Below are 12522 nucleotides of genomic sequence, written 5' to 3'. Positions count from 1 at the left end.
GTTTCCCATGGGACAAGAACATATTGGCCATTGGCAATGCGCGGGTTGCGCCGTGGAGTTCCCGCCTGGCCCGCAACCCACCGGCACCTGCCCCATCTGCGCCGATGAACGCCAGTACATTCCGGGCGGAATCCAGCGTTGGGTGCGCACCGAAGACCTGGCAGCAGCCGGCCACCAGCTGACGATCACTTCGCTGGAGCCGGGACTGAATGCGATTGCTTCTCCCGAAATCGGCATAGGCCAAAGCTCCTTGCTCGTGGAGACCACCGCGGGCAACCTGCTCTTCGACGTGCCCGGGCTGATTACCGGAGAAATCATTGATTGGCTGGATAGCCGCGGAAAGCTGGCGGCCATTGTGGCGAGCCATCCGCACATGTACGGGGTGCAGCAGCAATACAGCCAGGCGCTGGGTAATGCGCCGATCCTTGTTGCCGAGAAAGATGCGCAGTGGGTCCAGTATTCCTCAGCCGCCGTCAGGACCTGGTCCCAGCCTTTTGAGGTGCTGCCCGGGATCAGGCTGATGCAGCTCGGCGGCCACTTCCCGGGCAGCACTGCGGCTGTTTGGGAAGCAGGGGCCGATGGCCGCGGAGTCCTGCTGGCTGGCGACGCGGTTTTCCCCGTGGCCGATGGCAATGCGACCTTCTTGCGCAGCTACCCCAACCGCATCCCGCTCTCGGCTGCCGTGGTGCGGCGCATGGCCAAGGATCTGGAGCCGGTGAAGTTCGACCGCCTCTACAACAACTTCGCGGCCCGCATCCAGGTCGATGCCCACCGGGTGGTCCAGTTCTCTGCGGAACGCTATGCCAGGTGGGTATCAGGAGAATTCGACCATCTGACCTGATATTCCGCGCAAAGTTGAGTATTCCGAATGCGGAATATGAATTATCCGCGAAGGGATGGGTCCCTTTTGGAGAGCAAGGAAGCCAGGATCAGGGCAACCACCTGCAACGCGCCAACGCAGAGCACGACGCTGGCCCAGCCGTAGTGCATGAAGGGGATGCCGATGAGCCAGCCAAGCAGTGATGAGCCCACGTAGTAGAACAAGTTGTACAGGCTGGAGGCCTGCGCCCTGGCTCCGGTGGCCAGCACCGGCACCCACCCGCTGGCGACCGCGTGGGCCGCGAAGAAGCCAGCGGTGAAGATCAGCAACCCGCTGATGATCACGACCAGGTTCCCGGCCAGGGTCAGCAGCAAGCCCAGGGCGCTGGTGAGAATGCTGATGCGCAGGGTATTTCGCCGTCCAGCCTTGGCGACGAGTTTGCTGCTGGCCACCGAGGTGTAGGTTCCTGAAAGGTAGGCCAAGAAGACCAGTGCCGCCCACGAAGCCGGAATCAGGTAGGGCGGTGCTTCCAGCCGGAAAGCCAGGTAGTTGTAGACGGCCACGAATCCGCCCATGAGCAAGAATCCCTGGGCATAGACCAGTGCCATTTTGCCATGCAATGCATGTGCGAACTTCTTGGCGATGCTGCGCAGGTTCTGGCCGTGGATGGGGTCGAAGCCCTGGGCGCTGGGCGCCTTGAACAGGAAGAAGAGCGTCGCCAGGCCAGCCATGATGCTCACTGCCGCGACCCCCCAGCGCCAGCCGGCCGGGTCTGCGACAAAGCTGGCGACCAAGCGTCCGGCCAGCCCGCCAAGGGTGGTGCCGGAGATATAGGTGCCGCTGGCCACGGCAACGGCTCGCGGATTGACCTCGTCAACGAGGAAGGCCAGTGCAGAGCCGGGAACACCTGCCAAGGCAATTCCCTCGAAGAACCGGATCGCCACCAGGAACTCGAAGCTTGGCGACAGGCAGCTGAGCAGTCCCAGGGCAACCGAAGAGATCAGGGCGATGCTGATGACCTTGCGGCGCCCGACGCGGTCGGAAATGATGGCCCATGGAGTCACGGCCAATGCCAGCCCCAGGGTCGCTGATGAAACGGCAAGTGCCGTGTGCGAAGAGGTGATGTGGAAATAGCCGGCGATGACCGGCAGCAGCCCCTGCACCGCATAGAGCTGGGAGAACGTGGCGACGCCGCCGGCAAAAAGAGCCAGCAGCATGCCCCGATAGGCGGGGGTGTTCGGTTCGAGTCCGGTAAATGCCACTGCCTAGGCTCCCACAGGAAGCAGCGGGTAGATCAGGTACACCACCAGCAGCGCTACGGCATTGTTAATGACATGCAGCATGTAGGAGTAGGCCAGCGACTTGCCGCTGAGGATGTAGGCAACACCCATCATGACGCCCAGCATGAAGTACGGCACGACCTCCAGCCACGAGCCGATGCCCGCGCCAATGAAGTGGATGCTGGCGAACAGCACCGTGGAGATCAGTGCGCAAAGCCAGACGTTGAGCTTGCGTGAAAGCTTGCCGATGAGCAGATGGCGGAACAGGTATTCCTCGACGAATGGGCCGAAGAGCGCAGTGACCACCAGCATGACCGGCAGCGGCACCGTTCCGGCCATGGATTCCAGGGCCGCCTGGTTCTCGCTGGTGGCCGCTTGGCCCGTCAAGGCGGCGATGATTCCGTTGGCCATGATGGTCAGGAACCAGCCACCGGGCAGCATCAGCCATTTGGCCCAGGGGTGGTAGCGCATGGTCTTGAACGACTCGAAGAACTGCGGACCGCACTGGATCATCGCGAGAATGAAGAAGGTGACATACAGGATCAGGTTGATCCCGAACAGCGCCTGTTCCTGGGTGGAGAAGGCGCCCATGTAGCCAGGGATCAAGCCGATGAGGCCTGCTGCGCCCCCGACAAAGAAGACGAGGTAGGCAAGAACTGTCCAGAAGTCGCCCTTGGTGAATTGCCCGGCGTTGAAGACGCGTTGCTTGGGCCGCGGAGCCGAATAGGGGTTCATGTACTCTGGCCGTTGTTGCATATGACAAGCCTAATCGCCTTCCATGTGGATTTCCCAAGTTCATCGTTCCACGTGAAAGGACGAACCCAGTCCAGCCGACGTCGAAGTCTGCTGGACTGGGTTCAGCGAGCTGCGGTAACCGCGAGCTCCCATCATCTGCTAGTTCTTGTCGAAACCTTCGCGACCCTTGTCCACGAAGGCCGGGAAGAGCACCTTGTAGCTGACACCGGCAATGGCCGCACCGATAACCGGTGCCAGGATAAACAGCCATACCTGGCCCAAGGCTTCCGGGCCGGCGAACCATGCGACGCCCAGGGAACGTGCCGGGTTGACCGAGGTATTGGTGATGGGAATGGACACCAGGTGGATCAGGGTCAATGACAGGCCGATAGCGATCGGCGCGAAACCCTGCGGCGCGCGCTTGTCGGTGGAGCCGAGGATCACGTACAGGAACATCGCAGTCAAAACGATCTCTGCGACCAGTGCCGCAACCAGCGAATAGCCATCTGGCGATCGCTCCCCATAGCCATTGGAAGCGAAACCGGATTCGACTGCGTTGAATCCGTCCTTGCCCGAAGCGATCCAGAACAGCACGGCACCCGCCACCGAAGCAGCGACGATCTGCGTGACGATGTACGGGAGGACATCCTTCCACGGGGTGCGCCCGGCAAAGGCCGTGCCCAGGGTGACGGCAGGGTTGAAATGGCCGCCGGAGATATGCCCTACTGCGTACGCCATGACCAGCACAGTGAAACCGAAAGCCAGAGCTACGCCCAGGAATCCGATGCCCATGTTCACGGTTTCATCTGCGATGACCTTGGCTGCGAAGATCGCTGAACCACAGCCACCGAAGACCAGCACGAATGTGCCCAAGAATTCTGCCGATAGTTTTGCGCCAACAGTTGGCACAGCTGCATCTGACATGCTTTTTCCTTATCCTCGATGAATTATGCGAGTTCAAGGCCAGCTTATGTCCTGCCGATGGGGCTGCGGTAGGCCTGCGGCTACTTAATAGATCTCGTTCGTCTTATTTTTCTTCTGGGTTCATGCTTCTGATCTGCCGCGCCGCAGTTGCGGCGTTTCTAGATCGTGGTTCGGGGCTGCCGTTCGAAAATTGAAGCGGCCGCAATGCCGACAACGACACCGAGAAGATTTCCCATAGCGCAGTCCCACACCATCTGGGATCCGCTCTTCGGATTAGCCAGCTGAAGCATCAGGATAATCAGCGGCGTGAAAAAGCTGAGGGCAAGGCCGTAGTTCCGGACCATATAGGCCTCGGTTGGGAACATCAGCAAGATGATGCAGCAGCCGATCATCAGTTCGCTGGGAGTCAGGGCCGTGATCCCAAACAACACGCCTATACCGGCCACGGTTCCCCCGATGCGGTGAGCCCCACGTCGCAACCGTCCCCGGGCATTGCCGACGGCAAGCGGAACGGCCGCCCCGGCCATGGTCCATTGGAGATGCTCGACCTGCAGAGTAATCCCGACAGCTCCAGCTAGGAAGACAACTATCAGGTAGGTGCATGCCCTGCGCAGGATGCGGGGCCATGGAATCGCGAGGCCTTCCGAGCCGCACTCTTCCACTCGTCCGAAGCGTGCGGCTTGGCCGAGCAGGATGCTGAACAGAGCGGTGGCGACGAACGCGGCCAGGCCATCAAGGGCGGGAAGTTCCCCCACCGGCAAAGTTCCCAACGCACCAAACGCAAAGAGCGGAAAGAAGGCACCGCCGGGCTTGAGCCCATATCGATCAGCGATCAATGAGCTGAAGGCCGCCCAGAACATTCCTCCGGCAAGCAGCGTCCACCCGCGCATACCCAAGGGGGCCATGGCGATCCCGCAAATTCCCGCACACAGCATCAGTGCAGCTCCGAGCACCTGGTCCTTCAGTCGCTGCGAGCGATGCGGATTTCGGCCGTACATCCCGACAATGGAGCCGAAAACAGCGTAGGCAAGGAGGTCCGTTCTGCCAATCAGCAGCAGTGCAATCCCCGGAAGTCCCAATCCGAGGCCTACGCGCAGGGCCGGGCGGATCTCTGGGCTGTGCGAAATGGCGAAGAGCTGCCAATTCACGAGCGAACCGCGCGTGAATTTGAACTTACCAATGACTGTGGAGACCGGAGCTGCTCTGCCTGCCGTCATCATGGAATCCCGAGTCGTCCTGGCAATTATCTGATTGCCTGCATCCCTCGGATCCCATGGTGCCTCAAGATGGTCAGGTTCCACTGTTCTCTCCGCTCCCAGTTGCACGGCCCAATTCCTAAGCGACTTGGGGGTCTGGTTCTAGGTTCAGGGATTACCATTGATCAGATCCAATAATTAGATCCGATGATTCAGTAAGTGCTACTTATGATTCCTGCTGAGATGCATATCGACCGCAGGGAATGTGCTAGAAATTATCTTTTCGAGCGCCTGCGACATCAGGGTTAATGGACTGCTGTCTTCCATTACAAGAGAAATTTGCGAGGTAACTTGCGGATCATCCAGCCTGTAAAGCTCAATACCAGGCAGAGCTCCCAAGGGTGGCAACCACTGGCGCGGAACTATGCTGGCCCAGTTCCCGGTGGACACATGCGCGAGCAACGTGACTATCGAGTCGCATTCGATTCGCGGCGAGACTACCAGATCGTGCCGGCTGAGCGTCTGGTCGAGGACCTGGCGCCCTCGAAGAGATGAGTCGAGGAGGCATAAGGGCAACTCCAACGCCGTCGCCCAAGCCGTCGTTGCGCCCTCGGGGAGCATCCCCGGCGCAGTAGGCAGCACATGTTCCTCGGCATAGAGCGAATAGACCAGCAGTCCAGCTAGGTCCTGCGGCTCCGCGTAGATAAGGCCCGCGTCAAGCTCGTAGTTCCTGATCTGACGGACGATGTCCGCCGAATGGAGACTCGCCTGGACGTTGATGCCCACTTGCGGATGCGCACGGGCAAACTTGTCGGTGAGGGTTGCAACAGTTGAAGAGGCAGCAGGAACCGTTCCCAATCGAAGTGTTCCGTTCAGGCCATTCTCGTAATGGGAGATTTCCTGTCTCAGCGAGGCATGGTCTTTCAGGATTTTCCGAGCCCATTTGAGAACCGTCTCGCCTTCAACGGTCAGTCCTTGGAAGGCATGGCCCCGGCGGACCAATGGCGCGCCCAGTTCCTTTTCGAGTTTTCGAATGCCCTCTGATAATGCTGGCTGGGAGACCGCGCATTCTTCAGCTGCCCGGGCAAAATGTCCCTCATTGGCCAGTGCCACCAGATATTCCAACTGTCTAAGCATCATGTTCATATTGCATCATTTCCTGCAGGAACAAGTGCTATCGATGGCCTGGGGGCGTGCCGCAGCGGTTCGATCAGAAGCAGGCCTGGCAATGCAAAAAGACCCCGGCACCGGCAGTGAAAATCTGCCAGATGCCGGGGTCTTCGCGACTCAAGGTCCTACTCGGTTTCTTCCTTTGCTTCCGGTGCCATGTCACTGGCCACCGTGGCTCCGGCCGCTACCGCGGGCACCGCAGCCGTATCCGGATTCGCATCCACATCCTCGGCCGGGCCGGCGAACTGCGACTGGTACAGCCGGTAGTAGGCGCCCTGGGTCCCCAGCAGGTGCTCGTGGTTGCCCTGCTCCACGATCCGGCCGGACTCCATCACCAAGATGGTGTCCGCGTCGCGGATCGTGGACAGCCGGTGGGCAATCACGAAGCTGGTGCGGTCGCTGCGCAGCGCAGCCATCGCCTGCTGCACCAGCAATTCGGTACGGGTATCCACCGAGCTGGTCGCCTCGTCCAGGATCAGCAGCGACGGGTTGGCCACGAACGCGCGGGCGATGGTGATCAGCTGCTTCTCGCCGGCCGACACGTTGGTGCCTTCCTCGTCGATGATGGTGTCGTAGCCATCGGGCAGCGCGCGCACGAAACGGTCCACGAAGGTCGCCTTCGCGGCCGTGATCACTTCCTCATCGGTGGCATCCAGCCGGCCGTAGCGGATGTTCTCCATGATGCTTCCGCCGAAGAGCCATGCGTCCTGCAGCACCATGCCCACCTTCGAGCGGAGGTCAGCGCGGGAAAGGTCGGTGATATCGCGGTTATCGAGCATGATCTTCCCGGAGTTCAGCTCGTAGAAGCGCATCACCAGGTTCACCAGCGTGGTCTTGCCCGCGCCGGTCGGGCCGACAATCGCCACCGTGTGCCCCGGATCCGCGTCGAAGGACAGGTCCTCAATCAGCGGCTTGTCCGGGGAGTAGGAGAAGGACACGTTCTTGAAGGAGACATGCCCGTCGGCACGGGCAGGAAGGCTGTCCTGCGCGTCGTCCGGTTCCTGTTCCTCGGCGTCCAGCAGCTCGAAGGTGCGTTCAGCCGAAGCCACGCCGGACTGCAGCATGTTCGCCACGCCGGCAATCTGGCCCAGCGGCTGGGTGAACTCGCGGCTGTACTGGATGAACGCGGTCGCGTCGCCCAGGCTCATCGTGCCCGAAGCCACGCGCAGCCCGCCCACCACGGCGATGCCCACGTAGGCCAGGTAGGACACGAAGTTCATCACCGGCATGATCATGCCCGAGACGAACTGGGCGCCGAAGCTGGCCTTGTACAGTTCCTCGTTGCGGGCGGTGAAGCGGTCCACCATGTCCGCTTCGCGGCCGAAGACCTTCATCAGCTCGTGGCCGGAGAAGGATTCCTCGATCTGCCCGTTCAGCGCGCCGGTGTTCTTCCACTGCGCGGTGAACAGCTTCTGCGCCCGGGTGCCGATAATGCCCGCGGCAGCTGCCGACAGCGGCAGGGCCACCAGCGCGATCAGCGCCATCTGCCAGGAGACCACGAACATCATGATCACGATGCCGATAACGGTCATGGCCGAGGAGACCAGCTGGCTCAGCGCCTGCTGCAGCGCATTCTGGATGTTGTCCACGTCGTTGGTCACGCGCGAGAGCAGATCGCCCCGCTGGCGCGTGTCGAAGTAGTTCAGCGGCAGCTTGTTGATCTTGTCCTCGACGTCCTTGCGCAGGTTGTAGACCACGCGCATGACCAGCTTGTTCAGCAGCCAGCCCGAGGCCCACGAGAAGAGCGAAGCGACGAAGTACATGGAGAGCACGATCAGGATGTACTGCGAAAGCTGGGTGAAGTCGATGCCCTGCCCGGGGACGAAGTCCACCTTGGAGAGCATGTCGGCCTGGGTTCCCTGCCCGGAGTCGCGCAGCTGCTGGATCACCAGCTCCGCGGGCGTGCCGGCCGGGATGTTCTTGCCGATCAGCCCGGCGAAGATCACGTCCATGGCCTTGCCCAGGATCCGCGGTGCGATCACCGAGAGCACCACGTACACGGTGATCAGCGCGAACACCAGGACCATGCCCAGCTTGTACGGGGACATCAGCCCGACCAGGCGCTTGGCCGATGGCCAGAAATGCTCGGCCTTGCGCACCGGGGCGCCGCCGCTCCAGTCGTCGGCTCCCGCCGCGGCATCGAATTCATTGACGTCCGCAAGCTCGCTTTCGAGCTGCTCCGGATCGATATTCTTCTGCTTCTTCGCCATTTAGGCCACCTCCTCCACGCTCAGCTGGGATGCCACGATTTCCTGATAGGTTTCCGAGGTTTCGAGCAGTTGCTCGTGGGTACCCCGGGCCACGATTTCGCCATGGTCCAGGACCAGGATCTGGTCCGCACCGGTAATGGTCGATACGCGCTGGGCCACGATGATCACCGCGGCGTCCTTGGTCGGTTCGGCCAGGGCCGCACGCAGCCTGGCATCGGTGTTCACATCCAGGGCCGAGAAGGAATCATCGAACAGGTAGGTGCTCGGCTTCGCGGCCAGGGCCCGGGCAATGCACAGGCGCTGGCGCTGGCCGCCGGACACGTTGGTGCCGCCCTGGGAGATCTTCGAATCCAGCTGGCCTTCGCGTTCGGCTACGAAGCCGTCGGCCTGGGCCACCCTCAGCGCATCCCACAGGTCTTCTTCGGTAGCGTCCTGTGCGCCGAAGCGCAGGTTGCTGGCGATGGTCCCGGAGAACAGGTAGGGGCGCTGGGGCACCGCGGAGATGTTCCGCGAAATGGTGTCTCGTCCCAGTTCCCTCAGCGGCACCCCGCCGATCAGGATTTCGCCTTCGGTGGCGTCGTAGAGCCGCGGGATCAGGTTCAGCAAGGTGGTCTTGCCGGCACCGGTGGAACCGATGATGGCAGTGGTCTGCCCCGGCTTGGCGGTGAAGGAGATATCGTTGAGCACCGGCGCCTCGGCGCCGGGGTATCCGAAGCTGACGTTCTTGAATTCCACGGTGCCCGGGGTGGGCAGCGCGATTTGCCGTTCGGCGGCGTCGAGCATGCTCGGCTCGCTATCGAGCACCTCGGAGATGCGGTCGGCCGAGACCATGGCACGGGGAATCATCATGGCCATGAAGGTACCCATCATGACCGCCATCAGGATCTGCAGCAGGTACTGCAGGAAGGCGGTCAGCGCGCCGACCTCCACCTGGTTGTTATCCACCCGGTGCCCGCCGAACCACAGCACGGCGGCGGTGGACAGGTGCAGGATCATGGTGATCGCCGGGAACATCAGCACGAACAGGTTGCCGACCTTGACACCGAGGTCGGTCAGCTTCTGGTTGGCATCGGCATAGCGCTGCGTCTCATGCTCTTCGCGCACGAAGGCGCGCACCACGCGGATGCCGGTGATCTGCTCGCGCAGCACGCCGTTGATCCCGTCGATGCGGGTCTGCATATCGCGGAACAGCGGCATGAGCTTGATGACCAGCAGGCCCACGACAATGAGCACCAGCGGTACCGAAACCCAAACGAGCCAGGACAGTCCGGGATCTTCGCGGATCGCCATGATCACGCCGCCGATGGACATGATCGGCGCGGTGATCATGAAGTTCAACGCCATCAAGGTGAGCATCTGGATCTGCTGCACGTCGTTGGTGCCGCGGGTGATCAAGGTGGCGGCGCCGAATTTGTTGACGTCCTGTGCCGAGAAGGTCGAGACCTTCTCGAAGACCGACTGGCGGATGTCGCGGCCCACGCTCATGGAGGTCTTGGCCCCGAAGTAGACGGCGGCAACCGCGGTGGCTACCTGGATGAGGGCCACCACCAGCATCAGTCCGCCGGTGCGCCAGATGTAGTCGATATCGGCTTCGACCACGCCGACGTCGATGATCCTGGCGTTCAGGCTAGGGAGATAAAGAGTGGCCACGGTGGTGGCCAGTTGCAAAATGACTACGGCAATGATCCACCCCGTGTACGGCTTGGAGTGTTTCAAGATGAGCTTGAGAAGCATGTGGAAAATCCTCGCTGGCATCAAGCTCTCCGGCATGCTGGACCTTCGGATTAAGGGCAGCGTGATTGAAGAGCGATTGCCAGTCTAGCGCTCGCCTTGGACACTTTGAATCATCCTTGCGATTGATTTTTATCAATCACTGGCAAGTACCCGTATTCCCGCAGGATCCCGGGCATGGTGGCGTTAATCATAAACCGTGTATTTACCGGCAGGACAGGTGCCGGTTACTTGCCACCAGCTCCTCTTGCGGCGGACATCACCGTACTGCCTAGTCCGGTGCCCCGTGGCCCAGATAGGCCAAGGCGGCCACCACCTGGGCGCGGGTTCCGGTTTCCAGGGTCGGATGGATCACCGGGGCGAAGAATGGCGAGTGGTTCGCCGGGATCTTCGAGGCAACGGTGCCCTCGGCGACCGCCGCCCGATAGGCGTCCGGATCCGCGCAGCCCACCGTCCAGTAGGTGTACGGGATGCCGAAGGAATCGGGGATGATGCTGAAGTCCTCCGAGGCGGTGGCCGGTTCGGCCTGGTAGACCTGGCCCTGGTCGAAGTGGGCTTCGAAAGCCTTGGTGATCCGGTCGTTGGCCACCGCGTCATTGCTGGTCAGCGGGAACTGGTCGTAGAACTCGAAGTCCGGTTCCTTGGGCGAGCCGGCCGCGGCGCATTCGCCGCGCACGATGCGTTCGATGGAGTCGATGACGTGCTGGCGCAGCTGGAGATCATAGGTGCGAATGTTCAGCAGCAGCTGGGCCCGGTCCGGGATGATGTTCGCCGCGCTACCGGCATTTAACGCGCCGACGGTCAATACTGCGAACTGCCCGGGCCGGGTTTCACGCGAAACAATGGTCTGCAGCTTGAGCACGATGGACGAGGCCAGGACTACCGGGTCCACCGAATTATGCGGCATCGAGCCGTGCGCACCGCGCCCGTAGACGGTGATGCGCAGGCTGTCGCCGGCGGAAAGGATCGGTCCCGCGGTGGTGCCGATCCTCCCCGCTTCGACGGGCATCACGTGCTGAGCCAGCGCCACATCGGGCTTCGGTATCCTCTCCACCAGCCCATCGGCCACCATGGCCTTGGCCCCTGCGGCGGTCTCCTCGGCTGGCTGGAACAACGCCAGATAGGTGCCGGACCAGCGCTCGCGGTTCCCGGCCAGGAACTTGGCCGCGCCCAGCAGGGTGGCCATGTGCATGTCATGGCCGCAGGCGTGCATGGCACCGGGGACCGTGGAGGAATATTCCAGCCCGGTGTCCTCGGCGACCGGCAGGGCATCCATGTCGGCCCGGGCCAGTACCACAGGCCCCTCGCCATTGCGCAGGATTCCGACGATTCCGGTACCGCCGATCAGGCAGGTTTCATAGCCCAGATCCTCAAGTTCCTCGCAGATTCGCGCCGAGGTCTCGTGCTCGGCCAGGCCCAGCTCCGGATGCCGGTGGAAATGCTTATAGAGCTCGGCTTGCCAGGGCAGCTGCTGCGAGATCGAGGCGGTGATTTCCTGTGCGGTGCTGCTCATTGGCTTCCTTCCATCGCGCCCAGCATCTGAGCCCCTAAGGCCCCGCTGGCTTTTCCGCTGTCAATCTATCCCCTGGCCGGCAGGACAGTCCAGATTCCGGCCGATTGCAACGGGAGAAATCGCCGGCTCATGCCAAGGCCGCTAGCGGTCCTGCTCGGTGCAGATGCAGAAGCGGTTGCCCTGGTGGTCGCTGGCTATGGTGAAAGCGGGAGCGCTGCGCTCATCGAGCACCGCACCTTGGCTCTCCAGCCGCGAAAGCACGCCAGCGCTTTCGGCGTGGGGAACCCACACATCAAGATGCAGCCGGGAGGGATGAGGCGTCGGGGTGTCCTGGAACCAGATGGCCGGCAACCTGCCCGCTGGATCGGCGAGGCTGCCGTCGGGCTGCTCGCGGTAGCCCAGGCCGGCGGCCCACTGCCCGGATATGGCTTGGGCGTCGTCGGTGTCGATGCCGATTTCCACCACCTTGATCAAATCCAGACGCGCCTTGGCATGCAAGGCGGCGGCCCGCTGCGAGATTTCCGAGGCCAGCGCGAGGTCCCTTTCGGTGATGTCGCCACCGGCGTCGTGGGACACGGTCGAAACGAACAAGAGGTTGTAGCGCCAGTCCACATCCGGATGGTGGTTGGCCATCTGCGCTGCGCCAGCGATGTCGCTGAACAATTCAATGGCCTCTGCCGAGCTCTTGGTCTCGTACACGGTGCAGAGCTTGCCGGCCAGCTTGCGCCACTGCGGCAGAGTCTCCAGCCGAGAGGCCAATTCGGTGCTTTCAATGCGGTCGTTTACGGTCATGATCTCCTCCTCCTGGTGCAACTGTGGCACCACTTCCGGGCCGGCTCAAGCGGTCGGCCGCAACGCACAGGTTGGCAACAGCGCCAGCCGCTGCGAACTGGATGCCGCCTGTGAACCGGAACTCCGCTGGACCTGGCGCAGGCGAATCGGC

10 protein-coding genes are annotated in these 12522 nt (G+C 62.0%); 1 reads left to right on the top strand and 9 read right to left on the bottom strand.

Going from position 1 to position 12522, the window contains the following annotated elements:
* Positions 1 to 52 precede the first annotated feature (52 nt).
* The gene (locus tag ACP3TE_RS09560) at positions 53 to 841 is read left to right on the top strand and encodes a hydrolase (protein WP_332499082.1); all 789 of its coding nucleotides are present in this window, start codon (positions 53 to 55) and stop codon (positions 839 to 841) included.
* A 41-nt stretch (positions 842 to 882) separates the two neighbouring features.
* Here ACP3TE_RS09560 and ACP3TE_RS09555 read toward each other — a convergent pair whose 3' ends face one another.
* The 9 genes from ACP3TE_RS09555 to ACP3TE_RS09515 form a co-directional block, all read right to left on the bottom strand.
* Complete coding sequence (locus ACP3TE_RS09555; protein ID WP_332489052.1) at positions 883 to 2082, bottom strand: MFS transporter; 1200 nt, start codon at positions 2080 to 2082, stop codon at positions 883 to 885.
* A 3-nt stretch (positions 2083 to 2085) separates the two neighbouring features.
* A complete protein-coding gene (locus tag ACP3TE_RS09550) occupies positions 2086 to 2856 on the bottom strand; it encodes a type II CAAX endopeptidase family protein (RefSeq protein ID WP_332731281.1) in 771 nt (256 codons plus the stop codon).
* 138 nt (positions 2857 to 2994) lie between these two features.
* The gene (gene aqpZ, locus ACP3TE_RS09545) at positions 2995 to 3759 is read right to left on the bottom strand and encodes an aquaporin Z (RefSeq protein WP_426733349.1); all 765 of its coding nucleotides are present in this window, start codon (positions 3757 to 3759) and stop codon (positions 2995 to 2997) included.
* Positions 3760 to 3917: 158 nt separating this feature from the next.
* Complete coding sequence (locus ACP3TE_RS09540) at positions 3918 to 4907, bottom strand: FUSC family protein (protein ID WP_426733347.1); 990 nt, start codon at positions 4905 to 4907, stop codon at positions 3918 to 3920.
* A 270-nt stretch (positions 4908 to 5177) separates the two neighbouring features.
* On the bottom strand, positions 5178 to 6101 hold the full coding sequence (locus ACP3TE_RS09535; protein WP_426733344.1) for a LysR family transcriptional regulator: 924 nt from the start codon (positions 6099 to 6101) through the stop codon (positions 5178 to 5180).
* 149 nt (positions 6102 to 6250) lie between these two features.
* Positions 6251 to 8335: an ABC transporter ATP-binding protein gene (locus tag ACP3TE_RS09530; protein ID WP_426733343.1), complete on the bottom strand. Its 2085-nt coding sequence runs from the start codon at positions 8333 to 8335 to the stop codon at positions 6251 to 6253.
* The gene (locus ACP3TE_RS09525) at positions 8336 to 10069 is read right to left on the bottom strand and encodes an ABC transporter ATP-binding protein (RefSeq protein ID WP_133834816.1); all 1734 of its coding nucleotides are present in this window, start codon (positions 10067 to 10069) and stop codon (positions 8336 to 8338) included.
* Between the two features lie 268 nt (positions 10070 to 10337).
* A complete protein-coding gene (locus ACP3TE_RS09520; protein WP_426733340.1) occupies positions 10338 to 11579 on the bottom strand; it encodes a M20 family metallopeptidase in 1242 nt (413 codons plus the stop codon).
* 141 nt (positions 11580 to 11720) lie between these two features.
* Entirely contained in the window at positions 11721 to 12371 is a 651-nt protein-coding gene (locus ACP3TE_RS09515; RefSeq protein ID WP_105656086.1) for a 4a-hydroxytetrahydrobiopterin dehydratase, read from the bottom strand.
* Between the last annotated feature and the right edge of the window lie 151 nt (positions 12372 to 12522).

This window comes from Glutamicibacter sp. 2E12 (assembly GCF_050030965.1).
In the GTDB taxonomy this organism is placed as follows: domain Bacteria; phylum Actinomycetota; class Actinomycetes; order Actinomycetales; family Micrococcaceae; genus Glutamicibacter.
The sequence above is the reverse complement of the archived record's forward strand: the minus strand, read 5'-3'. Positions and strand labels throughout refer to the sequence as shown.

Excerpts from the sequence above, each read along its gene's own strand:
- ACP3TE_RS09550 (WP_332731281.1), bottom strand. The coding sequence starts at position 2,856 with ATGCAACAACGGCCAGAGTACATGAACCCCTATTCGGCTCCGCGGCCC.
- aqpZ (WP_426733349.1), bottom strand. The coding sequence starts at position 3,759 with ATGTCAGATGCAGCTGTGCCAACTGTTGGCGCAAAACTATCGGCAGAA.
- ACP3TE_RS09535 (WP_426733344.1), bottom strand. The coding sequence starts at position 6,101 with ATGAACATGATGCTTAGACAGTTGGAATATCTGGTGGCACTGGCCAAT.
- ACP3TE_RS09530 (WP_426733343.1), bottom strand. The coding sequence starts at position 8,335 with ATGGCGAAGAAGCAGAAGAATATCGATCCGGAGCAGCTCGAAAGCGAG.
- ACP3TE_RS09525 (WP_133834816.1), bottom strand. The coding sequence starts at position 10,069 with ATGCTTCTCAAGCTCATCTTGAAACACTCCAAGCCGTACACGGGGTGG.
- ACP3TE_RS09520 (WP_426733340.1), bottom strand. The coding sequence starts at position 11,579 with ATGAGCAGCACCGCACAGGAAATCACCGCCTCGATCTCGCAGCAGCTG.
- ACP3TE_RS09515 (WP_105656086.1), bottom strand. The coding sequence starts at position 12,371 with ATGACCGTAAACGACCGCATTGAAAGCACCGAATTGGCCTCTCGGCTG.